Genomic DNA, 23,287 nt, shown 5'->3' with positions numbered 1-23,287 from the left:
ACAAACAGCTGGCATGAATTTTGCGTGATGTGGCAGCATACTGGGCTGGCTAGCTGGATAGGAAGAGACCGTGGCTTTTGACGCAATCCCGATCATCGATTTCGCGCCGATGCTGGGCGAGGACGCTGCGGCGAAGCACAAGCTTGCCGCCGAACTGCGCGTGGCCTGCACCGAAATCGGCTTCTTCTACATCAAGAACCATGGCGTCGCTCAGGACCTCATCGACCGGACCTTCGCCGAATGTCCGCGCTTTTTCGGCCTGCCGCTGGATGAGAAGATGCGCATCCATGTGCGCGGCTCGGTGAATAACAGCGGCTATACGCCGCTGCTGGAAGAGAATACCGACCCGACCGCCAAGGGCGATCTGCACGAAGCCTTCGACATTGCCCATGAACTGCCCGAATCCGACCCGGACCGGGCGGCGCACCCCAACCATTACGGCCCAAACCAATGGCCGCCCGGTCTGCCGGGATTCCAGGCGCAGCTGGAAGCCTATTATGCCGCCATGCTGGACCTGGGGCAGCGGCTGTTCGGCGCCTTCGCGCTCGCGCTCGATCTGCCGGAGGATTACTTCCGCACCCTGGCCGACAAGCCGACCGCCATCATGCGCATCATTTCCTATCCCAGCCAGGATGGGCCGATCGACCCTAAGCAGATCGGCATCGGGGCGCATTCGGATTATGAATGCTTCACCATCCTGTGCCAGGAAACGGTGCCCGCACTTCAGGTGCGCAATACCGACGGAAACTGGATCGACGCGCCGCCCATCCGCGGCACCTTCGTCATCAATATCGGTGACCAGATGGCACGCTGGACGAACGATCTGTTCGCCTCCACGCTGCATCGCGCGCTGAACACCTCCGGCCGCGCCCGCTATTCGATCCCGTGCTTCGTGGGCTCGAACTTCGATACGCTGATCGCGGCGCTGCCCGGCACTGTCACGGCAGACCGCCCCGCCAAATATCCGCCCGTTCTTGCTGGTGATTATGTCCAGGGCCGCCTCGACGCGACCTATGCCTATCGCCAGGACGGAACGGAGGCTGTGGGTTGAGCGCTGCTCAGCCTTGCTTGCCTGCCAATCACCTCAATCCCAGTCGCCTTAATCCTAGGAGGATCTCCGTGAAACGGCTTTCCCTGCTTGCTTCGGTCTTCGGCCTATTCGGCAGCCTCGGTTTCGCCGCGCATGCGCAGGCGCAGGTGAAGCTCAGCGGTCCGCCCAAGGTTGCCTTCATCTATCTGGGTGCCATCAGCGATGGCGGCTGGACCGGCGCGCAGAACCGCGCGCGCCTGGTTCTGCAGAAGGAATTCGGCGTCAAAATTCCCTATGTCGAGAACATCCCTGAGCAGACCGAGAAGGTTGAGCAGACGGTCGAGCTGTTCGTCAACCGCGGCTACAACGTCATCATCGGCGGCACCTACGGCTATGGCGATGCCTTCAAGGCCGAAGCGAAGCTGCATCCGAATGTGGCCTTCGTGAACATGGCCGGCGTGACGACGGCGCCGAACCTGGAAAGCCCCTACCCGAAGACCTATCAGGGCTGGTACCTGGCCGGCTACGCGGCGGGCTCCGTCACCAAGTCCAAGGTCATCGGCATGATCGAAGGCTTCCCGATCCCGACCGTGCTTTGGGACATCAACGCCTATGCGCTCGGCGCGAAGGCCGCCAATCCCGGGACCGTGGCCAAGGTCGCCTTCGTCAATTCCTGGGATGATCCGGTGAAGGAAGGCCAGCTTTCCAACGCCATGATCGAGCAGGGCGCGGACGTCATCGCGACCGACATGGACAGCCCCGCCGCCATCGTGCAGTCCGAAAAGGCCGGCAAGTTCTCGATCGGCTATGAAAACGATATGTCTGCCGCGGCGCCGAAGACCATCATGACCTCGGTTGTCTTCCATTGGGACAAGATGCTGGTGCCGATGGTCAAGGCTTTGAAGGCGGGCACCTGGACCAGCGCCGGCGCCAGCCTCTACGGCATGGATTCCGGCATGGTCGAGATCACCGAGCCGGTGAACCACGTGACCCCGGATGTGCAGAGCAAGATCGACGCGCTGAAGGCCGAGATGGCCGCCGGCAAGTTCGAGCCCTTTACCGGCCCGATCAAGGCGCAGGATGGGTCCGTGAAAGTCGAAGACGGCAAGGTGATGACCCTCGACCAGCTCTTCGGGATGAACTACCTGTTCGACAACGTTCAGGGCTCGATCAAGTAGGCATGACTGTGACGACCACTGACCGCGCGGATAAAGCCGCGGCGCCCAGCTTGCCCGCGGCCGGCGGCGCGGTCGCTGTTCGTATGCAGACTGTGCGTAAAGCCTTCGGAGACCGCATCGCGCTTGACGGTGCGGATCTGACCGTGACCTGGGGCGAGGTTCACGCCCTGCTTGGCGAAAACGGCGCCGGCAAATCCAGCCTGATGAATATCCTGGCTGGCTTCTACGGTGCGGATGACGGGCTGATCGAGGTGGACGGCCGGCCCGCCGTCTTTGCTGAGCCGAAGGCGGCGTCGGCCGCCGGCATCGGCATGATCCACCAGCATTTCAAGCTGGTGGGGCCGCTGACGGTGCTTGAAAACCTGCGCCTTGCCTGCGGTCGCAAGGCCGGCTGGACCTCGCGGGAGGCAGCACTCGCCGCCATTCAGGCCATGGCGCAGGATCTGGGCTTCGTCATCCATGCCGATGTCCGGGTCGATCAGCTGTCGGTCTCCGAACAGCAGAAGGTCGAAATCCTGAAGGTACTGCTGGGTGGCGCGCGCATCCTGATCATGGACGAGCCGACGGCCGTGCTGGCGGAAAGCGAAGCCGCCGGCATGCTGGAACTGGCACGCCGGCTGGCCGATGACGGGCGCGCGGTTATCCTGATCACCCATAAGCTGCGCGATGTGAGTGCGACCGCCGACCGTGTCACTGTCATGCGGGCCGGCCGCACGGTCATCGACGGTGCCCCGGCGCGCGGCCTGTCGGCGGGTGAACTGGCGCGCGCCATGGTCGGCGGCGAGACCGCCGTGGTTCGCCGCGGCACCGCCAGCCTGTCCGGCCAGGTCGTGCTGGAATTGAAGGATGTCGCGACCGCCGCCGCCGAGCATGACGTGCCGCTGCGCGACCTCAACCTGCGCCTGCATAAGGGAGAGATTTTGGGTGTCGCTGGCCTGGGCGGCAACGGCCAGTCGGAGCTGCTGGAGACGATCATCGGCCTGCGCCTGCCGACCGAGGGCGATATCATCATGCATGGTGAGACCGCCCCCTTGCAGCCGGCAGAGCGGCGGGAGGCAGGATTGCGCTTCGTGCCCGCCGACCGCTTTCATCTCGGCCTGTTCGGCAGCCTGTCGCTTGCCGAGAATCTGGCCGTGCCGGCGCTGTCAGGCTCCAAGCCCGAAAAGCGCTATTGGGTGACGCGCAGCTGGATGCGCCGCCGGGCCGAGGGCTCGATCAAGGAATTTGAAATCGCCGGTGGCGTCGCCGATACGCAGGCGCGGTTGCTCTCGGGCGGCAATGCTCAGAAGCTGATCCTGGCGCGGGAGTTTGAGGGCGACTTCTCCATCCTGATCGTCCATTCGCCGGTGCGCGGCCTGGACGTGCGGGCCGCGGCCGCGGTGCAGAATCGCCTGCTGGCCGCCGCCGCCCGGGGGGTTGGCGTGCTGATGATCTCCGAGGACCTGGATGAGGTTCTGGCGCTGTCCAGCCGGGTCGCCGTCCTGTCCCATGGCCGGCTGTCAGACGCCATGCCGATCGAACAGACCGACCGTGCCGAACTGGGCCGGTTGATCCTGGAAGGTGCCTGACGTGTCCATGATGCCCTATCGCCTTGTGCTGTCGCCGCGCCTGGCCGTGCCGCGCTGGCTGACGGCCGCGACCCTGATCGCGGGTATTATTTTCGGTCTGCTGTGCTGTGCGATCTTTCTGATCGCCTTCGGCGTTCCGGTGAGCGACCTCGGCAACGAATTCATCCTCTATGTCTTCGGCAATAGCGCCGGGCTTGACCAGACATTGACGCGCGCCATTTCGCTGACACTGGTCGCGATGTCGGTCGCACTTTGCCTGCGCATCCGCTTCTGGAATATCGGCGTCGAGGGCCAGCTTTGGATCGGCGCGCTGGCGGCGACCGCCGTCAGCATCTACCAGATCGGGCCGTGGTTCCTGCGCATGCCGCTGATGATCCTGGCCGCCATGATCGGCGGCGGAGTGTGGTGCGGCATCGCGGCGGTCGCCAAGGTGCGCCTGCGCGCGGATGAAGTGATCACGACGCTGCTGCTGAACTATGTCGCCTATCTTCTCGCCCAGGATCTGCTGTACGGCCATTGGCGCAATCAGGCCGACCAGTTTCCGACGACGCCGATTTTCCCGAAATACGAGCAGTTGCCCAATTTCGGCAGCTGGCACCTGCATTATGGCGTGTTCATCGCCCTTATCGTCACCGCCTTCTGCTGGTGGCTGTGCCGCTACAGCCGCTTCGGGCTGCTGTCCAAGGCGGTCGCTGAAAACCGCACGGCGTCGCGCGCGCTGGGCATTCCGGTGGGTCGCATCACGCTCGCGACCGCCTGCCTGGCCGGCGCCGTCTCGGGCCTGGCGGGCTTCAGCATCATCTCCGGCGAAGAACACAAGCTCACGCAATTCGTCGGCAATGATTTCATCTTCCCGTCGATCGCCATCGCCTATCTCGGCCGCGCCAATCCGATCGGCGTCCTCATCGCGGCGCTGGCGGTCGCGGGTCTCTACACCGCGGGCGACTCGCTGAAAGCCTTTTACCAGCTGCCGGACACGGTGGTGGTGACGATGGAGGCTTTCCTGCTGATGACGGTCGCGGCCTTCGACGTCTTTGTCCGCTACCGCATTTCCATCCTGCGCCAGCGCCCGAAGGCGGCGGTCGCGGTGCCGGCCGCAGGACGCAAGGCATGAACGGGTTTCTGGGCGACTGGATCGGCGCCATTCCGGTTTTCGCGGCACCCTATCTGCTGGCGACGACGGGCCTGATTATCAACGAGCGTGCCGGCGTGCTCAATCTCGGCGCTGAGGGCATCATGTCGATGGGGGCGGTCGCGTCCGTCATCGCCATGCTGTCGGGCCTGGGTCTGCCAGCGGCCATCCTGCTCGGCTGCGTCGCGGCCCTCGGTATGACGATCCTTTTCGCGCTGCTGACGGTGGTGCTGCGCCTGGAGCAGGTGCTGTCGGGCCTTGTCATCTTCGCCTTCGGCGTCGGGCTTTCGGGCGTGATTGGCGACAGCTTCGCCAACCAGCCGATCAAGGCGCTGGGGCCGATTTTCCCGTCACTCTTTGCGGGACTGCCGCACTGGCTGGCGCGGCTGATCGATCAGGACCCGTTGACCTATCTCGCCTTCCTTCTGCCCTTTCTCGTCTGGTGGGTGTTGGAGAAGACGGAGCTTGGCCTGCGCCTGCGTGCGGTGGGCGAGAATGCCCCGGCGGCGGATGCGGCGGGCGTCAATGTCATGCTGATGCGGATCGGCGCGGTGCTGGCCGGCGGCATCGTGCTTGGCCTGGCGGGCGCGCATCTCAGCCTCGTCGGGAGCCAGGTCTGGGTCACCGGCATGGTCAGCGGCCGCGGCTGGATTGCGGTGGCACTGGTGACCTTTTGCCGCTGGAATTCGCTGCGGGCGATTGGGGCGGCGGTACTGTTCGGGGCCGTGCAGGCGGTTATTCCGCTGCTGCTGTCGAGCGGCCTGCATGTGCCGATCTATCTGATTCAGATGATGCCGTACCTGGCGACCATCGCCGTGCTGGCGGTCTCCGGCATGGGGCGCCTGCGTACGAGCGCGCAGCCGGAAGATCTGTCGCGGCCCTTCCTGCGGGAAGAGCGGCGCTAGGCGCGACCTTCGGTGAGGGTCAGCCCGGGCGGTCGCGCTTCACGCGCGGTGGCGGATGGGGCGTGCTGCTGTAGTAGCTCTGTTTGGCATCGTACATGGCCTGATCCGCTGCGCGAATCGCCTGTTCCAGCCGCATGCCGTCGCGAGCCGTGGCGCAACCCATCGCCGCGCGCAGGGGCGTGCTGTAGAACTGGTTGTTGATGGCAAACAGTTCCTCGATCTGCGCCATCAAGGTCTGGGCGGCGTTCTCGTCCGCCTTGGGCATCAGGATCGCGAATTCATCCCCGCCGATGCGACAGGCGAAATAGGGTTCGGCCGCCGCCTTGTTCAGCACTTCACCGGCGCGGCGCAGCAGCGCGTCACCGGCCTGGTGGCCCCATTCGTCATTGACCTCCTTCAGGCCGTTGAGGTCGATCATGATGATGGAAATCGGATAATGGCCACGCCGCTCCAGCCGGTTGATTTCCTCAACATGAAAGGAGCGGTTGTAAAGCTTGGTCAGTTCATCATGCTTGCCGAGATATTCGAGATAGGCTTCGGCCTTCTTGCGTGCCGTGATATCGGTCAGCGCGATCAGCACCATGCTCCAGTCATCCTCATGCCCGGGCATGACGGAGAATTGCAGGTGCAGGTAGATCTCTTCGCCGGTCAGGCTGTAATTGATCACCTCAAGCTGATGAAACAGATTGCCGTCCCAAAGATGCTTGAGCTGTTCGGCAAAGGGCTGCCGCATCCTGTCCCGGAAGATATCTCCGGTGCGCTCCAGCAGCGTGTTCCGGTCGGGCGCACGAAACAGGCGCAGCGTGTAGTCATTGACGTCAATGACCCGGATTTCGCTCATGCAGCGCTGGATAAATTCGCCGTGGACGTCAAGAAAGACCGGAAAATCGACAATGCCGCATTGCCGCACCTCAGCGAGCAGATGGCGAATGGCACTGAAATCCTCGACCCAGAGAGACACCGGGGAATATTCAAAAAGGCCGCGGGCGTAGCCTTCACTGTCCAGCAGCTTGGCGCGCGCCTGCTCGCGCTCCGTCACATCCTGCACGGCGACGAGGACACGACTGAAACTGTCTTCGTGGCCGGGCAGAACCGTGCCGGTTATTTCGACATCCAGCCGCCTGCCGGACAACGTATAATTCACGGCACGGTTGCTGAAGTGCAGATGCCCGTCCCAAAGGGCCACAAGCTCCTGCGCGTGGACGGCGAGCGAATCCTCCCGGAAGACCCGGTCGAGATTGCCAACCAAATCATGCAGTCCGCCCGCTTCAAACAAATCCAAAGTGCGCTTGTTGACCTTTAGAACGCGCAGTTTGCTGGCGCAGGTACGGATACGCGCCTCATCTTCCTCGAAATAGGCGGCCAGAGAGGTCACGCCCTGCGCACGCAGGACATGGAACAGCGTCTTAAGTTCGCTGTAATCCTCCAGCCAGAGAGACACTGGGGCGAGATCGAACACATCGGCATCAGCGGCGGCCATAACCTGCGCCGCCAAGGGTTCTTCCCCGTTATCCAAGACGTTATCGACCATGCTGCTATTTCGTTGAAATGAAGACCAGCGGGATTAGTAGCACCGTCAACGGGTCTGGTCCAAATCAGCTTTAGGTGTTTTCAGGACGCATGTCATTCAGGTCCGAAAAGACGATGCGTAAGTGGTATGATTTCTAAGCCAGGTCGCGCCGCGGACCGCGCCGTGACTAGGTCAGCTTCGGCGCGTAGCGGGCGGGGTTCACGCTGGCTGGGCGGCCGGCGAGGAACAGCGACGCTTCGCGCGCCGGCGTGCGGGCGATTACGCGTCCCGCGCGGATGACCGCCAGCCGTGTCGCCCGCAGCCGGATCGCTTCCACGGGGCTTGCCGCCTGCAGCAGGACCATGTCGGCCTTGCAGCCGACCGCGATGCCATAGCCTTCCAGCCCCATGAGCTTGGCAGAATGCGTGGTCACCGCATCGAAACAGGCTGCCATGGCCGTTTGTGAGGTCATCTGCCCGACATGGACCGCCATATGCGCCACGTCCAACATATCGCCGGAGCCGAGCGAATACCACGGGTCCATGGTGCAGTCCTGTCCGAAGGCGACGTTGACGCCAGCGGCCAGCAGTTCCGGCACGCGCGTCATCCCGCGCCGCTTGGGATAGGTATCGTGCCGGCCTTGCAGCGTGATGTTGATGAGGGGATTGGCAATGACGTTCAGCCCGGATTCCGCGATCAGCGCGATCAGCTTGGATGCGTAGTAATTGTCCATCGAATGCATCGACGTGACATGGGAGGCGGTGACGCGATCACCGAGCCCGTAGCGGACCGTCTCCGCCGCCATCGTCTCGACATGGCGGGAGAGCGGATCGTCACTTTCATCGCAATGGATATCGACGCGCAGACCGCGGTCGGCTGCGATGCGGAACAGCGCCTCCACCGACTGCCGGCCGGCTTCCATGGTCCGCTCGAAATGCGGAATGCCGCCGACGATCTCGATACCCCGATCCAGAGCCTGGGTCAGCAGGCTGGCGGCGCGGGGAGAGCGGAAATAGCCGTCCTGCGGGAAGGCGACGAGCTGCAGGTCGATAGAGGGTTTGACCCGCTCACGCACATCCAGCAGCGCTTCGACGGCGAGGAGCGAATCACTGACATCGACATGGCTGCGGATGGCCAGCAGTCCCTGGGCCACGGCGAGGTCGCAATAGCGCAGGGCGCGTTCAACCAATGCCTCATGCGTCAGCAGGGGCTTGAGTTCACCCCAAAGGGCGATGCCCTCCAGCAGCGTGCCGGATCGGTTGATGCGGGGAATGCCCAGCGAGAGCGTCGCATCCATGTGAAAATGCGGATCGACGAAGGGCGGCGATACGAGCTGCCCGGCGGCGTCGATGATCTCGCCAGCCTCGGCGGTGATGCCAGGCTCCACGGCGGCAATGCGGCCGTTGCGTATGGCGATATCCTGGCCGGTACGGCCATCGGGCAGGGTGGCGCCGCGAATGATAAGGTCGAAGGTCACGCGTCAGTTCCCGGTCTTGAGATGATCATAGGTCGCCGTCAGCCGCTCGCGCAGATAGTCGGCGCAGGTGATGGCCGGATAGCGCGGCGCCTCACCAGGGGCGAGGCAGGTGGCCAGGGTCTCGACAACCGCATCCGGGTTGGCATCGGCGAAGAAGGCGACCGAGTAGCGTTCGGTCCGCGGGCGCAGCACGCGATGCGGGGTGGAGACGTAGACGTCATTGGTCCAGCGCATCAGACAGTCGCCGATATTGCAGACAAAGGCGCCGTCGATATGTGGCGCATCCAGCCAGACGCCGTCGCGCCGCTGCACCTGCAGCCCCGCCACGCCGTCGGTCGCCAAGATGGTGACATTGCCGTAATCTGTATGCTGGCCGGCGCCGATTTCGGCACCCGCAACCGCGTCCCCGGCCGGATAGTGCAGCAGGCGCAGCGTGGCGATTGGCCGGTCCATCTTATCGGCGAAGAAATCCTCAGGCACGCCCAGGTCGAGCGCGAAGCCACGATGGATGGTCAGCTGCAGGGTCATGCAGGCGTCGTAATAGGCCAGAACCTGATCGCGCCAGCCCGGGAGATCTGGCCACAGATTGACGCCGCGGAAGGGTTTGCCGGCCAGCACCTCGGGGTCGTCGGGCGGCAGGTCGAAGCCGATATTGAAGGCCTCCTTCTGGTCTGGGCTCGCTTTGGTATCCAGCCGTTCCCCGGCGACGCCGACATAGCCGCGATTATGCGGCGAGCGCTTGATCGACAATTTTTCCTTCTCCGCTGGCGGCTGCGCGAAGAGCGTGCGTGCGGCGTCAAAGATACCGCGCGCCACACTGTCCGGGATACCGTGGTTCTTCACGTAGAAGAAGCCTACATTCCGGCAGGCGGCGCCAAGCGCGGATGCGACGGCGCGGCGCGCAGCCTGATCCTCCGACCTCAGGTCAGTGAGGTCGATGATGGGAATGTCGGTCATGAGCGGGTTCCGTGGAGGGACAATGCAAACGCCCGCAATGCTCAAGCAGCGCCGGCCGGTTCGGTCAATTCCAAAAGAAGATGTGTCACGGCAACCAACTGTTCCAGTTCGGATTCTGTCATGACGATATCAAGCTTGCCGTGCGCAGCTTGGTTTCTGAGCCGTCCCAAGCGGCGGAGGAGATCGGCCTCATCGGGGGTCACAGCGCCGCGTGAGGCGAGGGTCTCCAGCATCAGGGAGGGCGGCTGCGGTCGTTCAAAATCCTCGGGCATCAAATGTCGCGCGGCAGCTTCAAACGCCGACCAGCCGGTGAGCAGGGCTGCCACAGCACCGCCTTGGTCGTACAGAGATGGGAGGCGGTCAAGCGCAGCGGCGATTGCCGCTTTGGATTGCGGTCCGGGGGAGAGGTCCGCGTCAGACCCTTCCGACGGGGCATAGAGAACCCGAAACTCCCAATCCTCATGACCGTAGAAAAGTGCGCGAGCACGTTCCAGCGAGGTCGCGTCTCCGCGCTCTTTGCCGCCGGTTTGGATTTCGATGGCCAGGTTACGGCCAGGTTTCACCGCAATCGCATCAGGCCTATAGCCCTGCATGAAGGGCGGCAGAAGCTTTGGCGATGGCTGAATAAATACCTCATACCCTTCCGCTTCCAGTCGCGGGAGAAGGATTTGCAGAACGGCAGCCTCTCTATTGCTCCCTGTTTCGGTCATCAGCCCAATTCCTCAGTCGGGTCATCGGATAGCCGCACATAGAGCAGCGGCTTCGGTCCAGCGATCGCGCGGGCGAGGATAGGGGATGGCGCGGCGAAGGCGAAGATTTTTTCTGGTTCAAACTTTTGCACCAGAATCCGATCGACCTGTCGGTCATCCATGTAAATGTGACGTGAGAAAGCGTCGAGAATCGGTTTGACGATATTGTCGATATCTCCACGCATCTCGCCGTCTGGAAAATAGAAGAGTGTGATCGCAATTCGGTTTTCGCTGGCGAAATGCCCCTCAGGCGAGGAAGGGGCGCAGGCGGACCGGATAGTCTCCTGCCAATTCTTTCTCGCTTCCGCGCGCTTGGTCTGGAGTGAAACCGGCGTGCCCGCGATGATGAACTCGATTGGAAAGGAGAGTTCGAGCGTCATAAGCGCGTTCCAGCCTCGTCTCATTGAGAGACATCCCACGATTACCTTCAAAAAGTCGATTCCAAATCAAATCAAACCACCCCTTTTGCCACCAGCCGTTCGATCTCCGTTTCGTCCAGGCCAAGCCTATCCGCCAGCACGGCCTTGGTGTGCTGGCCGAGCGTGGGCGGGGCAGACCGGTATTCGGGCGGGGTTTCTGACATGCGGATGGGATTGGCGACGAGCGGCACATCCACGCCCGCTGCGTGTGGCAGGGTGATGCGCGTAGCGCGGGCGATGACCTGGGGGTCGTCGAAAACCTCGGCCAGGGTATTGATCGGCCCGCAGGGCACGCCGGCCGCTTCCAGGGCTGCGATCCAGTCCTTCGTCGTGCGCGTGACGGAGACGGCGGTGAAAGCCTCCACAAAGGCCGCCCGATTTTCCACCCGCGCGCGGTTGGTGGAAAATTCCGGTGCCAGCGCCCATTCGGAATGGCCGGCGACGATCGCGAGTTTCGCGAACTGGCTGTCGTTGCCCACCGCGAGGATCATCGCTCCGTCCTGGGTCGGGAAATCCTGGTAGGGCACGATATTGGGATGGGCATTGCCCATGCGCTGCGGGCTGCTGCCAGTGGTAAGGTAGTTCATGGTCTGGTTGGCCAGGCTCGCCACCTGCACATCCAGCAGCGCGAGGTCGATATATTGCCCGCGACCCGACATCTCGCGGTGGAGCAGGGCGGCCATGATGGCATTGGCGGCATAAAGGCCTGTCATCACATCCGTCAGCGCGACGCCCACCTTCTGCGGCCCGGCCCCGGCCTCGCCGTCACGCCTTCCGGTGATGCTCATCAGCCCGCCCATGCCCTGGATGAGGAAGTCATAGCCCGCACGCTCGGCATAGGGGCCGGTCTGGCCAAAGCCGGTGATGGAGCAATAGACGAGGCGCGGGTTCACCGCCGCCAGGCTCGCGTAATCCAGCCCATATTGGGCGAGACCGCCGACCTTGAAATTCTCCAGCACGACATCCGATTGCCGGGCGAGGTCACGCACCAAGGCCTGGCCCTCGGGCTTGGTGAAGTCGATGGTGACCGACTGCTTATTGCGATTGGCACAGAGGAAATAGGCGGCGTCGCGCGTATCCTGGCCCGCGTCATCCTGCAGGAAGGGCGGCCCCCAGGCGCGGGTATCGTCACCGCTGCCCGGCCGCTCGACCTTGATGATCTCGGCGCCCAAATCTCCCAGCAACTGGCTGGCCCAGGGCCCGGCCAGCACGCGCGAGAGATCAAGCACCCGAATATGAGACAGCGCGCCGGCCATTATTACCCCAATCCTGCATCGGCCTGACGGTCAGGCGCGCGGGAGAGAGACAGGATACCACTGGCCGCGGTTGATCAAGCCGCCGTTGATCCAGCGGGGGGAGCATGCTCTGTGAGACCCACGCCCAGTCCGATCATCCAGGAGCCTTGCCATGACGAGTTTCAACCAGCCGGTCGACGCGGCCCTGGTGCCGCGCTTTGCCGGTCATTCGACTTTCATGCGCCTGCCTGCGGTGGAAACCCCCCATGGTCTGGATGTCGCGCTGATCGGCGTGCCGTTCGACGGCGGCACCACCAACCGTGCCGGCGCCCGCCACGGTCCGCGGGAGATCCGCAACCAGTCAAGCCTGATGCGCCGCACCAACCATGCGACCCGCATCTCTCCCTATGATCTGCTGCAGGTCGCAGACCTCGGCGACTGTCCGGTGAACCCGATCGACGTGCGCGATTCGCTGCAGCGCATCGAAGCCTTCTTCCTGGACGTGGTGATGGCGGGCGCCGTACCGCTGACGGCAGGCGGCGACCATCTCATCACGCTGCCCATCCTGCGAGCGGTCGGCCGGCGCGAGCCCCTGGGCCTGGTCCATTTCGACGCCCATTCCGATACCAACGACACCTATTTCGGCGACAATCCTTTCACTCATGGCTCGCCCTTCCGCCGCGCGATCGAGGAAGGCGTGCTCGATCCGCGCCGCATGGTACAGATCGGCCTGCGCGGCTCGTTGTATACGGCGGAGGATCACGCCTGGGCGCAAGCGCAAGGCATAAGGCAGATCTATATCGAGGAATTTGCCGCCCGCGGCATCGACGCCGTGATGGACGAGGCCTTGGCCATCGCCGGGGACGGCCCCACCTATGTGTCCTTCGATATCGACAGCCTTGATCCGTCGATGGCGATCGGCACCGGCACGCCGGAGATCGGTGGCTTCACCACGCGGGAAGCGCAGTTCATGCTCCGCCGCCTGAACGGACTGCGCATCGTGGGTGCCGATGTTGTGGAAGTATCGCCACCCTTCGACCCGTCGGGTCTGACCGCGCTGACCGGGGCGACGATGATGTTTGAACTGCTATGCGCCATTGCCGCCGGTCGGCAGTCCGCGCGTGTGGAGGCCATGGAATGAGCGAGACGCATTTTTACCAGCCGGAGCAGGGGCATCGGCTGCCGCATGACCCGCTAAAAGCGATTATCGCGCCGCGCCCCATCGGCTGGATTTCAACCATCAGCCAATCTGGGCTGGTCAACCTCGCGCCCTACAGCTTCTTTAATATGGTCTCAGACGAACCGCCCATGGTGATGTTCAGCAGCTATGGCTGGAAGGACAGCGTGCGCAATGTCGAGGAGACCGGGGAGTTCGTCGCCAATCTGGCGGTCGAGGCCTTGGCCCGGCAGATGAACGAAACCAGCGCATCGGTGCCGCCGGAGGTGGATGAGTTCACGCTGGCAGGTCTGGCCCAAGCGCCGTCCGTTCTGGTGAGGCCGCCCCGCGTCGCCGTGGCCCCGGCAGCGCTGGAGTGCAAATGCGTCTCCATCCAGCAGTTGCAGGGCCTGGGCGGCGTGCCGTCCTCCAACTACATGGTCATCGGCCAGATCGTCGGCGTCCATATCGACCCGGCTTTTCTGAAGGACGGCCTTTTCGATACGGCCGGGGCCAGGCCGCTCGGCCGCTGCGGCTATCGGGGCGACTATGTCTCGGTCAGCCACCTGTTCGAGATGGTGCGGCCGCGCTGACGGGCAGGGCACCCGGCGAGGGGCACCCTGCACCGGGTGCCCGCCATTGTCGCCGCTCCTCTATTTCCAGGTGATGACGACCACGTCGCCGCCCAGGCTGAGCATCAGTCCCTCCCGCTTGGCATGAAGATGCAGCACCACGCCGTCATTATTCTTCAGCCATAGGTCGCCGCGGCTGGTCGTCCCGAAGGCGAAGCCATAGCGTCCCTGGACATAGGACCCGGGGAACTGGCTGAGGGATTTCAGGCCATAGACCTCGCCGGTCGCGTCGATGGTCGAGGCGCCAATACCGCCGACGCCCAGGCCGCCGACGGTGAAGTCACGCGTGATGCCCTGAAAGGTCAGCGTGCCGTAGCCGCCGCTGCCGCTGCCGATGAAGGCCGCCTGCACCTGATGCATAACGAGCGTGCCGTCGGGCGCCTGCCCATCGACCGTCTTCGGACCCGCCCCGGAATGGCTGCAACCGATGAGGCCTGAGACCGACAGCAGGGCGGCCAGCATGAGGGCGCGGGGGAGGCCCGCGGTGCGACGCCGGGTGATGGTTTTGCTCATCATCATCGTTCCATTCTCGTTCGCAGTACAGATGATCGCGGGGTGATCCCGTCGGTGCGGGCTGCATCATCACGACAGCCACGCTTGACACTTGTTTTGGAAAGCTATCATTGCAGACGACGGTTTGAACAGAAGCTTGGGCGGCAGAGGCGGAGAGCGCGGTGACGATTGCGGGCGAAGATACTGCCGGCGATATCAGCCCCGCGCATCCCATCATGTGCCGATCCTGCGGACTATTGCAGCAGATACCGGCGCTTGTGGCGCCGAGCACCGCATCCTGCCTGCGCTGCGGCGTGACCCTGCGCCGCGTGCAGGTGAATACGCTCGGTCGCGGGCTGGCCTTTTCCCTGACCGGCCTGGCACTCTTTGGCGTTGCCTGCAGCATGCCCCTGATGCGCGTGAGCACGTCCGGCATGACGCTCGGCGCCGATCTTTTTTCCGGTCCGCGGCGGCTTGACCAGCAAGGCATATGGGAGCTGGCACTTGTCGTGCTATTCACGACCGTGGCCGCGCCGTTTCTGAAACTGCTCGGTACCAGCTACGTTCTTTTAGCGCTGCGGCAGCGTCGGCCCCCCGCCCATCTGGGGCGGGTCTTCGCCTGGATCGCCAAGCTCAGCGCCTGGTCAATGGTGGAAGTCTATTTGCTCGGTGTCTTCGTCGCTTATGTGAAACTTGTCGATATCGTGCATATCGATGTCGGACTCGCGGTCTATGCGCTGGTGGGGTTGATGATCGCGACTGTTGCCGCCGATGCCTTTCTCGATCGCCAGGCCGTCTGGGAAGCGCTGGAACGCAAAGGCGCCGTCGCCTATCCGCAAGCTGGAACCAGCGTGCAGGCGCAGCTGCAGGGCACCGGCACGCCGGTGAGTTGCGAGACCTGCGAAAAGGTCTCTGTCCTTCACAGCGAAGTTCACGGTGATAGCGTCCAATATTGCCCGCGCTGCGGATCGCGGCTGCATGTGCGTAAACCGAACGGTATTGTGCGCTGCTGGGCGCTGGTGATCGCTGCCGCCATCCTCTACATCCCGGCCAATGCCTATCCGGTGCTGACGGTGGTGCAGCTTGGCGCCGGCGCGCCGAGCACCATTCTGGGCGGGGTGGAGGAGTTGCTGGCGGCCAAGATGTATCCGCTGGCGGCTCTGGTTTTCGCGGCCAGCATCATGGTGCCGATGCTGAAACTCGCAGGGTTGGTCCTGCTTCTGCTGATGACGCAGTTCCGCCGCAGCGAGCGGCTGCATGACCGCGGGCGCCTGTATCGGATCGTCAGCGTCATCGGACGCTGGTCGATGATCGATATCTTTATGGAATCGATCCTGGTCGCTTTGGTCCAATTCGGCGCTATCGTGACGATCGAGCCGGGCGTGGGTGCCGTCGCCTTTGCGGGCGTCGTCATTCTGACAATTTTTGCGGCCGAAGCCTTCGACCCGCGCATGATGTGGGACGCGGCCGCTATGCCAGGCAGGGTGTGATGAACGAGTCTCCGACCAGTCTTCCCACCGCCGCGGTGCAGCAAAAAGGCAAGCGGCGGATTTCGCTGATCTGGGCCATTCCGGTCGTCACCGTCCTTGTCGGTGGCTGGCTGGTCTGGGACACTTATGCCAAGCGCGGGCCATTGATCAGCATCATCTTCGATCAGGGCGATGGGCTGACGGCCGGGCAATCCCTGGTCAAGCATCGGGATGTGACGCTCGGCACCGTGACGTCGGTCAAGCTGACCCCTGACATGAACCATGTCGTGGTCAAAGTGCAGATGACGCGGGACGCGACGCCGCTGATTTCGGACAAGACAAAATTCTGGATCGTGCGGCCGCGCTTCTTCGCCGGCAGCCTGTCCGGCCTGGGCACGCTGCTCAGCGGCCCCTTCATCGACCTGCTGCCCTCGCCCGATGGCACCAAGCCGCAGACGCAGTTCACCGGGCTGGAAGATCCGCCGGTGCTGCAATCGGTCGTGCCCGGCCGCACCTTCCTGCTCAAGGCCGATCATATCGGCTCGGTCTCGCTCGGCGCGCCGATCTTTTTCCGCGATCTGCAGGTTGGGCAGATCCTGGGATGGGATATCGGCAATATGGTCCGCGACGTCACCATCCACGCCTTCGTGCGCGCCCCCTATGACAGCTACGTGCATGCCGATTCCCGCTTCTGGAATGCGTCCGGCCTTTCGGTGAAGCTGGGTGCAGACGGCGTGCAGGTGCAGGTGCAGTCGCTGGATGCGCTGCTGCTGGGCGGTATTGCCTTCTCGACCCCCGATGAAGAGTCGGGCGAGCCAGAGGCGGCGGCCGAGGCAAACTTTCCGCTGTATGACAACAAGGATGCGGCGGATCAGGCGATCTATCAGCGCCGCATTCCCTTCGTCGCCTATTTCTCGGGCTCCGTCTCGGGCCTCGGCGCTGGGTCGCCGGTGACCTTCCAGGGCCTCAAGATCGGCCAGGTGAAAAGCGTCGACATGGTCTATGACAGCATCGCCAATACCGTCCGTGCGCCGGTGCGGTTTGAGGTGGAGCCGCAGCGGATCAAGAATATCGAGGTGGTCGCGCAGCGCGGTCCGCTCGCCAATCTCCAGGCCCTGGTCGCGAGCGGATTGCGGGCCCAGATTCAGAAATCCAACCTGCTGACAGGGCAGAGCGAGGTCGCGCTGGTGATCCTGCCGAACGCGCCCCGCGCGGATGTCACCCTGCAGGGTTCCGATATTGTCTTCCCGACGGCGCCCGGCGCGCTCGATTCCATCACCACCTCGGTCAGCACGCTGCTGGCCAAGATCAACAATCTGCCCTTCGACCAGATGTCGGCCAGCATTACGAGCACGCTCTCCGGCCTCTCTGACCTCACCAACGGGCCCGAGACCAAGCAGGCTGTGGCGTCGCTGGCGGGGACGCTCGCGGCATCGCAAACGCTGGTGAGGCAGCTCAACACGCAGGTGGGACCGGCGCTGAAAAGCCTGCCGGCGCTGACGGCGCAGCTGAAATCGGCGGCCGGCAATCTCAATACAGTGCTGGTTTCGGCCAATAGCACCTATGGCGGCGACAGCCATTTCAGCCGGCAGCTGCAGCAGCTGATGGCGCAGCTCAACGACATGGCGCAATCCTTTCGGGCGCTTTCGGATCTGCTGACGAGCCATCCTGAAGCGCTCATCCGAGGACGCACCAATGCGGGGGTCGAGCAATGACACTATCGCGCCGCCAGCTGTCGCTGGGCTTTTTGGCCCTCGCCGCCTTGCCCGCGTCCTGCGCGTCACCCAGTCCGACGTTCTATACGCTGGATGCCGTGCCCGGCGCCGTCCAGCCCGGCGGGCCGCGCGTCGTCATCCTGCAGGATGTGGGCCTCGCCCCCTATCTGGATCGCAAGCCCATCGTGCGCTCCTCGGCGGATTATCATATCGCGGTGGAGGCCAATAGCTGGTGGGGGGAAACGCTGCCTGCCATGATCGGCCGCGTGCTGGTCACCGAGCTGGACCAGCGCCTGGCCGGAACACAGGTCTTTTCGGAAAGCAGCACGGTGACGCCGCATGCCGATGCAACCGTCTCCGTCAATATCACGCGCTTCGACCGCGATGAGCATGGATCGGTCGTCCTGGTGGCGGAGGTCGAGGCAACCTATAGCAGCAATGTGCGGCCGCCCCTGGTGGACAGTCTGCGCTTTACGGCGCAGCCTCCGACACCCGATGTCGTCGGCCAGGTGCAGGCGATGAGTATCGCCCTTGGCCTGCTCGCGGATCGCCTTGCTGCCGATTTGAGCCACTGAACGGAGACTTTTAATGCTTGGTCCGGGTGGTCAATCCATCGTTGTCCTGATCATCGTCTGCCTGGGTGCCGCGATCGGGATCGGCATTCAAAAGATACAGCCCGTCCATCACCGGGATGACGCGACCAAGGATGTCGTGAAGCTGATCATGGGTCTGATGGCGACCATGACGGCACTTATTCTGAGCTTGCTGATTGCGTCCGCGCATACGTTTTTCGATACCCAGCGGGGCGAAATCCAACAGATGGGTGTCAATGTTCTGTTGATGGATCAGTCTCTTGCGGCCTATGGGCCGGAGAGCATGCCGACGCGACTGAAGCTGAAGGAAGATTTGGGCTTCATGCTGAACAGCATGAAGCCGTATCATGAGCATGGCGCGGAAAATCACGCGACGGTCGCGCAGACCGGGACGATGACACTATTGGATGTCACACATGGTCTGACACCGAAGACGGATGCGCAGCGCGCCTCCTTGAGCACGGCGCAGTCCTACGCCTCCCAAATTGCCGAGGCACGGCTTCTGATGCATGAGCAGGCGACGACGCCATGGCCGGCGGCTTTGGCGCTCACGCTGCTATGCTGGCTGGCACTGCTGTTTCTATTCTTTGGGCTTTTTTCGCCAGTCAATGCGACAGTTGTCTCGTCTCTTCTGATTGGCGCTGTTTCCGTGACCGCGGCGATGTTCCTGATGCTGTCGATGAGCCATCCCTACAAGGGAATCATGCATCTGAGCGATCTGCCCTTGCGCAGGGCGATCGCCCAGGTCGGACAGTGAGCCGGGCGGGAGAGCGACGCCCGCCTGTCTCGATAGGCCTTCAATCCATCAGCCGAGCTTGACGCTCTGCCCCGTGCGCAGGCTTTCCAGTGCGGCATCGGCCAGCCGCAGCGCCTCGGCGCCATCCCGGAAGCTGGTCAGCGGTGTCACGCCGGCCGCGACACTTTCCACGAAATTGGCGATTTCGGCCGCATAGGCCTCGGCATAGCGCTCGATGAAGAAGGGCAGCACGACATCGCCCTGGCCGGTGCCGGCAGCGGAGAAGGACTGCACGCTGGTGGCGGTCTTGTTGCCGGCGATGAGCATGCCCTTTTCGCCAAACACCTCCAGCCGCTGGTCGTAGCCGTAGCTCGCGCGGCGGCTGTTGTTGATGTGAATGAGCGCGCCGGAGGCCGCCCGCAGCGTCACCATGGCGGCGTCGATGTCACCGGCTTCCTTGATTGCCGGATCAACCAGATTGGCGCCGAAGGCCTGCACTTCGACGATATCGCCGGCGAAGTAGCGGGCGAGGTCGAAGTCATGGATGGTCATGTCGCGGAACAGGCCGCCCGAGACCTTGATGTAGCTGACCGGCGGGGGCCCGGGATCGCGGCTGGTGATGACGATCTGCTCCAGCTTGCCGATTTCGCCGGCCGTCATCCGGTCATGCACCGCGCGGAAGGACGGGTCGAAGCGGCGGTTGAAGCCGATCATGATGGTGGCACCGAGATCGCGGATCTCGTTCCAGCATTGCGTGACCTTGCTCATATCGAGGGCGATAGGCTTTTCGCATAGGATGGCCTTGCCGGCCTGAGCGGCGCGGGTGATCAGCTCGACATGGGTGTCGGTCGAGGTCGCGATCAGCACGGCATCGACCTCGGGGTCAGCCAGCACCTCGTCGACCGACTGCGCGGCCTTCACGCCAAGTTCCGCCGCCATGGCGTCGGACGCCTTGGTGAAGACGTCGAAGACGGACACCAGCTTCGCCTGCGGATGGCGCGCCAGATTGCGCGCATGCATGGTGCCGATGCGGCCGCAGCCGAGGACGGAAAAACGGATCATCACAGGGTCTTTCTTGTCGGACGTTTGGCAGCGTCGGCGGCCTTCGCCGCCGAATTGGCGTAAAAGCCCCGCTTCGCTTCACGGGTTGGGTGAAACAAATGGAATGTGCTGCACAGGCTGTGCGGGCGTTCCATGGGGTAAAAGGCGGCTAACTTCCCCATATGCTTGGATCGTCTTTATTTCTTGGCGGAAGATATGGAAGAAATATTCCATTTAGGCTATCTCTTGTCAACGGGAGAAGCGTTCGGATGTGGAAAGCGTTGCGATGATGAGTGAGCAGAACGACGATCCGCAGGCAGCACGGGATGACGACGGGTTGAGCAGCGCCTTGGACCCGGCCGCGGCGCCGCGGGATTTTCGTACGCTGCGGGCGCTGATCGTCGCGCGCCGCAGCCAATTGCCCAAACGCCTGGTGCAGGTGGCCGATTTCGCCGTTCAGCATCCGCAGGAAATTGCCTTCGGCCGCGTCGCGGAACTGGCCAAACGCGCGGATGTGCAACCTTCGACGATGATCCGCTTTGCCCAGGCGCTGGGCTATTCCGGCTTTTCGGAGCTGCAGCTGGTTTTCCAAAGCCATGCCCGCAACCGCTGGCCCGACTATAATGTGCGGCTGGAAGCATTGCATGACGGCAATCAGGGCGGCGACGTGCTCAGCCTGCTGGACGGGCTGGTGGAAGCCTCCTGCGCCTCGGTGCGCGATTTCCGGCAAAGCATTGATGTCGAAGCGCTGGAGCAGGCGGTGGAACGGCTCGCGGCCGCCCGCACGATTTATATAGTGGGCGTGCGGCGTGCTTTTCCGGTGGCGGTCTATCTGGCCTATGCGCTGCAGAAGCTCGGCGTGCGGTCCGATCTGGTCGATCAGCTGGGTGGGCTCGGCGGTCGGCAGACCGATCTCATCGGGCCGGAGGATGCGCTTCTGGCCCTGAGCTTCACGCCCTATGCGGCGGAGACCTTGACCTCGGCCCGGGCGGCGTTTCAGCGCGGCGTGCCGGTCATTGGCATCACCGACTCGCCCTTTTCGCCGCTGGTGCAGGTCTCCTCTGTCTGGCTGGAAGTGGCCGAGGCCGATTTCGGCGGTTTCCGCTCTCTGTCCGCGTCTTTCGCGCTGGCGACGACGCTGTCCATCGCCTTGGTCAGCAAGCGCACTGGCGACCTGCCGGCGGTCGATATGCGGCCCAAAAAGGAATATACGGATCGGATTGACGAAAATTTGGAATAATGGTTTTATTTGCCCATAACAAAAGACGGTGCCAAGCCGTCTCGGCAGGAAACGTCCGGCCTTTGCCGCCGCCCTCGCTTTCGGGTTGGGCTGCGCGGGCCATACGCTTCGTCACAGGATTAGGGGGTTCCCATGAGCGCACCGGTACTTGACCTGATTACGATCGGGCGATGCTCCCTTGATCTCTATGGCCAGCAGATCGGCGGCCGGCTGGAGGATATGGGCAGCTTCAGCAAGGCGATCGGTGGCTGCCCGGCCAATATCGCGGTCGGCACGGCGCGCTTGGGGCTGCGTTCGGCGCTGCTGACGCGGGTGGGTGATGAGCAGATCGGCCGCTTCATTCTGGAGCAACTGGCGCGGGAAGGAGTGGAGACAAAAGGGATCACGGTTGATCCCAAGCGCCTGACGGCCTTGGTGCTGCTCGGCGTGCGCGACAGCAGCACATTCCCGCTTGTCTTCTACCGGGACAATTGCGCTGACATGGCGCTGTCCGAAGACGATGTCGACGACGATTTCGTCGCCTCCGCCGGTGCCATCGTCGTCACGGGCACGCATTTCGCACAACCCGGCACGGCAGCGGCGCAGTTCAAAGCCATCCGCATCGCCCGCGCCCATGGCCGCAAAGTCATCTTCGATGTCGATTACCGGCCCAATCTTTGGGGTCTTGCCGGTCATGATGCCGGTGAGAGCCGCTATATCCGCTCGGATGCGGTGACGGCTCATCTCGCCCCCGTGCTGGCCGAGTGCGATCTGATCGTCGGCACGGAGGAGGAGCTGCATGTCGCCGGCGGGTCCGAGGATACGCTCACGGCCATCCGCACGATCCGCGCCCGCTCGTCTGCCGTCATCGTTTGCAAGCGCGGCCCGATGGGTTGCGTGGTCTTCGCTGACGCCATCCCCGACAGTCTGGAGGATGGCGTGCGCGGCCCGGGCTTTCCGGTGGAGGTCTATAATGTGCTCGGCGCCGGCGACAGTTTCATGTCCGGCTTCCTGCGCGGCTGGCTGCGCGGCGAGCCGCTTGAGACCTGCTGCGCCTACGCCAATGCCTGCGGCGCTTTCGCGGTCTCCCGCCTGCTTTGCTCCCCCGAAATCCCGACCTTCGCCGAGCTTGAATACTTTCTGCAGCACGGCAGCCCGCATCGGGCACTGCGCCATGACCAGGACATCAACCATATCCATTGGGCAACGACGCGGCCCGTCAGCCCGCCCGGGATCATGGCATTGGCCATCGACCATCGTATCCAGCTGGAAGCGGTGGCGAGGGAAGTCGGCGCGCCCTTCGAGAAGATATCCGATTTCAAGGTGCTTGCCGTGCAGGCCGCGGCCCGCGTGGCGGCCGGCCGCCCCGGTTTCGGCATGTTCATCGACGGCCGCTACGGGCGTGAGGCGCTGTTCCGGGCCGCCGACCACAAGCTTTGGGTGGCGCGCCCGATCGAGCGCACCGGCTCCCGCCCGCTGGATTTTGAATATGGCGGCAGCCTGGGCACGCATCTGATCGAATGGCCGATGGCGCAGGTCGTGAAATGCCTGTGCTTCTATCACCCGGATGACCCGGAGGAGCTGCGCCTGCGGCAGGAGCGGGAACTGGCCCGCGCCTATGATGCCTGCCGCACCACGGGGCGCGATCTGCTGATCGAGATCATCGCCGGCAAGCACGGGCCGCTGCGGGACGATACCATTCCGCGCGTCATCCAGCGCCTGTATGACCTGGGTCTCAAGCCTGACTGGTGGAAGCTGGAGCCGCAGAAAAGCGCCGCCGCCTGGACCCAGATCAATGAGGCGATCACCCGCAATGACGCCTATTGCCGCGGCGTGCTGGTGCTGGGGCTGGAGGCGCCGATGGCGGATCTGGTCGAGTCGTTCCAGGCCTGTGCCGGCGTGCCGGTGGTCAAAGGATTTGCGGTCGGCCGGACCATCCATATCGACCCCGCCCGCGCCTGGCTTGCGGGCAGGATGTCCGATGCCGAAGCGGTGGACCAGATGGCGGAGCGCTTCCAGCATCTGGTCAATGCCTGGCAGGGCGCGCGCCAGATCAAGGCCGCGTAAAGAACGA

21 protein-coding genes are annotated in these 23,287 nt (G+C 63.5%); 13 read left to right on the top strand and 8 right to left on the bottom strand.

Annotated features, from left to right (window positions below; translation table 11 throughout):
• Positions 1 to 70 precede the first annotated feature (70 nt).
• The 5 genes from AC3G7M_RS14820 to AC3G7M_RS14800 all read left to right on the top strand — a co-directional run bounded on the left by AC3G7M_RS14820 (position 71) and on the right by AC3G7M_RS14800 (position 5,813).
• A complete protein-coding gene (locus AC3G7M_RS14820; protein WP_489212902.1) occupies positions 71 to 1,051 on the top strand; it encodes an isopenicillin N synthase family dioxygenase in 981 nt (326 codons plus the stop codon).
• 68 nt (positions 1,052 to 1,119) lie between these two features.
• On the top strand, positions 1,120 to 2,208 hold the full coding sequence (locus AC3G7M_RS14815) for a BMP family ABC transporter substrate-binding protein (RefSeq protein ID WP_489212901.1): 1,089 nt from the start codon (positions 1,120 to 1,122) through the stop codon (positions 2,206 to 2,208).
• Positions 2,209 to 2,210: 2 nt separating this feature from the next.
• Complete coding sequence (locus AC3G7M_RS14810) at positions 2,211 to 3,776, top strand: ABC transporter ATP-binding protein (protein WP_489212900.1); 1,566 nt, start codon at positions 2,211 to 2,213, stop codon at positions 3,774 to 3,776.
• A 7-nt stretch (positions 3,777 to 3,783) separates the two neighbouring features.
• The gene (locus AC3G7M_RS14805) at positions 3,784 to 4,890 is read left to right on the top strand and encodes an ABC transporter permease (protein ID WP_489216058.1); all 1,107 of its coding nucleotides are present in this window, start codon (positions 3,784 to 3,786) and stop codon (positions 4,888 to 4,890) included.
• Complete coding sequence (locus AC3G7M_RS14800; RefSeq protein WP_489212899.1) at positions 4,887 to 5,813, top strand: ABC transporter permease; 927 nt, start codon at positions 4,887 to 4,889, stop codon at positions 5,811 to 5,813. The genes AC3G7M_RS14805 and AC3G7M_RS14800 overlap by 4 nt, the downstream gene beginning before the upstream one ends.
• A gap of 19 nt (positions 5,814 to 5,832) precedes the next feature.
• Here the strand turns inward: AC3G7M_RS14800 and AC3G7M_RS14795 are convergent, their stop codons facing one another.
• The 6 genes from AC3G7M_RS14795 to AC3G7M_RS14770 form a co-directional block, all read right to left on the bottom strand.
• On the bottom strand, positions 5,833 to 7,344 hold the full coding sequence (locus AC3G7M_RS14795) for a sensor domain-containing diguanylate cyclase (RefSeq protein ID WP_489212898.1): 1,512 nt from the start codon (positions 7,342 to 7,344) through the stop codon (positions 5,833 to 5,835).
• A gap of 166 nt (positions 7,345 to 7,510) precedes the next feature.
• Positions 7,511 to 8,800 (bottom strand): amidohydrolase family protein, encoded by a 1,290-nt coding sequence (locus AC3G7M_RS14790; RefSeq protein WP_489212897.1) that lies wholly within the window; start codon positions 8,798 to 8,800, stop codon positions 7,511 to 7,513.
• A gap of 3 nt (positions 8,801 to 8,803) precedes the next feature.
• On the bottom strand, positions 8,804 to 9,757 hold the full coding sequence (locus AC3G7M_RS14785; RefSeq protein ID WP_489212896.1) for an isopenicillin N synthase family dioxygenase: 954 nt from the start codon (positions 9,755 to 9,757) through the stop codon (positions 8,804 to 8,806).
• A 41-nt stretch (positions 9,758 to 9,798) separates the two neighbouring features.
• A complete protein-coding gene (locus AC3G7M_RS14780) occupies positions 9,799 to 10,467 on the bottom strand; it encodes a hypothetical protein (protein WP_489212895.1) in 669 nt (222 codons plus the stop codon).
• Complete coding sequence (locus AC3G7M_RS14775; protein WP_489212894.1) at positions 10,467 to 10,886, bottom strand: RusA family crossover junction endodeoxyribonuclease; 420 nt, start codon at positions 10,884 to 10,886, stop codon at positions 10,467 to 10,469. The genes AC3G7M_RS14780 and AC3G7M_RS14775 overlap by 1 nt, the downstream gene beginning before the upstream one ends.
• A gap of 71 nt (positions 10,887 to 10,957) precedes the next feature.
• Entirely contained in the window at positions 10,958 to 12,181 is a 1,224-nt protein-coding gene (locus AC3G7M_RS14770) for a CaiB/BaiF CoA transferase family protein (protein ID WP_489212893.1), read from the bottom strand.
• 151 nt (positions 12,182 to 12,332) lie between these two features.
• Between AC3G7M_RS14770 and speB the strand changes: the two genes are divergently transcribed.
• Complete coding sequence (gene speB, locus AC3G7M_RS14765; RefSeq protein WP_489212892.1) at positions 12,333 to 13,301, top strand: agmatinase; 969 nt, start codon at positions 12,333 to 12,335, stop codon at positions 13,299 to 13,301.
• Entirely contained in the window at positions 13,298 to 13,909 is a 612-nt protein-coding gene (locus tag AC3G7M_RS14760) for a flavin reductase family protein (RefSeq protein ID WP_489212891.1), read from the top strand. The genes speB and AC3G7M_RS14760 overlap by 4 nt, the downstream gene beginning before the upstream one ends.
• A gap of 60 nt (positions 13,910 to 13,969) precedes the next feature.
• Here the strand turns inward: AC3G7M_RS14760 and AC3G7M_RS14755 are convergent, their stop codons facing one another.
• A complete protein-coding gene (locus tag AC3G7M_RS14755; RefSeq protein ID WP_489212890.1) occupies positions 13,970 to 14,467 on the bottom strand; it encodes a hypothetical protein in 498 nt (165 codons plus the stop codon).
• A 155-nt stretch (positions 14,468 to 14,622) separates the two neighbouring features.
• Between AC3G7M_RS14755 and AC3G7M_RS14750 the strand changes: the two genes are divergently transcribed.
• From AC3G7M_RS14750 to AC3G7M_RS14735, 4 genes are read left to right on the top strand one after another with little or no spacing between them, the layout of a single operon-like run.
• A complete protein-coding gene (locus AC3G7M_RS14750; RefSeq protein WP_489212889.1) occupies positions 14,623 to 15,930 on the top strand; it encodes a paraquat-inducible protein A in 1,308 nt (435 codons plus the stop codon).
• Entirely contained in the window at positions 15,930 to 17,624 is a 1,695-nt protein-coding gene (locus AC3G7M_RS14745; RefSeq protein ID WP_489212888.1) for a PqiB family protein, read from the top strand. Before AC3G7M_RS14750 ends, AC3G7M_RS14745 begins: the two co-directional genes overlap by 1 nt.
• The gene (locus tag AC3G7M_RS14740; protein ID WP_489212887.1) at positions 17,621 to 18,199 is read left to right on the top strand and encodes a PqiC family protein; all 579 of its coding nucleotides are present in this window, start codon (positions 17,621 to 17,623) and stop codon (positions 18,197 to 18,199) included. Before AC3G7M_RS14745 ends, AC3G7M_RS14740 begins: the two co-directional genes overlap by 4 nt.
• Positions 18,200 to 18,212: 13 nt before the next feature.
• Positions 18,213 to 18,974, top strand: a complete 762-nt coding sequence (locus tag AC3G7M_RS14735) for a bestrophin-like domain (RefSeq protein ID WP_489212886.1) — start codon at positions 18,213 to 18,215, stop codon at positions 18,972 to 18,974.
• Between the two features lie 48 nt (positions 18,975 to 19,022).
• Here AC3G7M_RS14735 and iolG read toward each other — a convergent pair whose 3' ends face one another.
• Positions 19,023 to 20,015 carry an inositol 2-dehydrogenase gene (gene iolG / locus AC3G7M_RS14730; protein WP_489212885.1) on the bottom strand — a complete coding sequence of 331 codons (993 nt, stop codon included), beginning with the start codon at positions 20,013 to 20,015 and terminating at the stop codon, positions 19,023 to 19,025.
• Positions 20,016 to 20,280: 265 nt separating this feature from the next.
• Here iolG and AC3G7M_RS14725 point away from each other — a divergent pair, with 265 nt between their 5' ends.
• The gene (locus AC3G7M_RS14725; RefSeq protein ID WP_489212884.1) at positions 20,281 to 21,234 is read left to right on the top strand and encodes a MurR/RpiR family transcriptional regulator; all 954 of its coding nucleotides are present in this window, start codon (positions 20,281 to 20,283) and stop codon (positions 21,232 to 21,234) included.
• Positions 21,235 to 21,366: 132 nt separating this feature from the next.
• The gene (locus AC3G7M_RS14720) at positions 21,367 to 23,280 is read left to right on the top strand and encodes a bifunctional 5-dehydro-2-deoxygluconokinase/5-dehydro-2-deoxyphosphogluconate aldolase (protein WP_489212883.1); all 1,914 of its coding nucleotides are present in this window, start codon (positions 21,367 to 21,369) and stop codon (positions 23,278 to 23,280) included.
• Positions 23,281 to 23,287 lie beyond the last annotated feature (7 nt).

Source organism: Acidisoma sibiricum, from assembly GCF_057837225.1.
Note: the sequence above shows the minus strand (reverse complement) of the source record. Positions and strands in the feature narration are given on the sequence as shown.

Coding starts and splice junctions, on each gene's coding strand:
- AC3G7M_RS14810 (WP_489212900.1), top strand. CDS start 2,211: ATGACTGTGACGACCACTGACCGCGCGGATAAAGCCGCGGCGCCCAGC.
- AC3G7M_RS14805 (WP_489216058.1), top strand. CDS start 3,784: ATGATGCCCTATCGCCTTGTGCTGTCGCCGCGCCTGGCCGTGCCGCGC.
- AC3G7M_RS14800 (WP_489212899.1), top strand. CDS start 4,887: ATGAACGGGTTTCTGGGCGACTGGATCGGCGCCATTCCGGTTTTCGCG.
- AC3G7M_RS14795 (WP_489212898.1), bottom strand. CDS start 7,344: ATGGTCGATAACGTCTTGGATAACGGGGAAGAACCCTTGGCGGCGCAG.
- AC3G7M_RS14785 (WP_489212896.1), bottom strand. CDS start 9,757: ATGACCGACATTCCCATCATCGACCTCACTGACCTGAGGTCGGAGGAT.
- AC3G7M_RS14780 (WP_489212895.1), bottom strand. CDS start 10,467: ATGACCGAAACAGGGAGCAATAGAGAGGCTGCCGTTCTGCAAATCCTT.
- AC3G7M_RS14775 (WP_489212894.1), bottom strand. CDS start 10,886: ATGACGCTCGAACTCTCCTTTCCAATCGAGTTCATCATCGCGGGCACG.
- AC3G7M_RS14770 (WP_489212893.1), bottom strand. CDS start 12,181: ATGGCCGGCGCGCTGTCTCATATTCGGGTGCTTGATCTCTCGCGCGTG.
- speB (WP_489212892.1), top strand. CDS start 12,333: ATGACGAGTTTCAACCAGCCGGTCGACGCGGCCCTGGTGCCGCGCTTT.
- AC3G7M_RS14760 (WP_489212891.1), top strand. CDS start 13,298: ATGAGCGAGACGCATTTTTACCAGCCGGAGCAGGGGCATCGGCTGCCG.
- AC3G7M_RS14755 (WP_489212890.1), bottom strand. CDS start 14,467: ATGATGATGAGCAAAACCATCACCCGGCGTCGCACCGCGGGCCTCCCC.
- AC3G7M_RS14745 (WP_489212888.1), top strand. CDS start 15,930: ATGAACGAGTCTCCGACCAGTCTTCCCACCGCCGCGGTGCAGCAAAAA.
- AC3G7M_RS14740 (WP_489212887.1), top strand. CDS start 17,621: ATGACACTATCGCGCCGCCAGCTGTCGCTGGGCTTTTTGGCCCTCGCC.
- AC3G7M_RS14735 (WP_489212886.1), top strand. CDS start 18,213: ATGCTTGGTCCGGGTGGTCAATCCATCGTTGTCCTGATCATCGTCTGC.
- iolG (WP_489212885.1), bottom strand. CDS start 20,015: ATGATCCGTTTTTCCGTCCTCGGCTGCGGCCGCATCGGCACCATGCAT.
- AC3G7M_RS14725 (WP_489212884.1), top strand. CDS start 20,281: ATGATGAGTGAGCAGAACGACGATCCGCAGGCAGCACGGGATGACGAC.
- AC3G7M_RS14720 (WP_489212883.1), top strand. CDS start 21,367: ATGAGCGCACCGGTACTTGACCTGATTACGATCGGGCGATGCTCCCTT.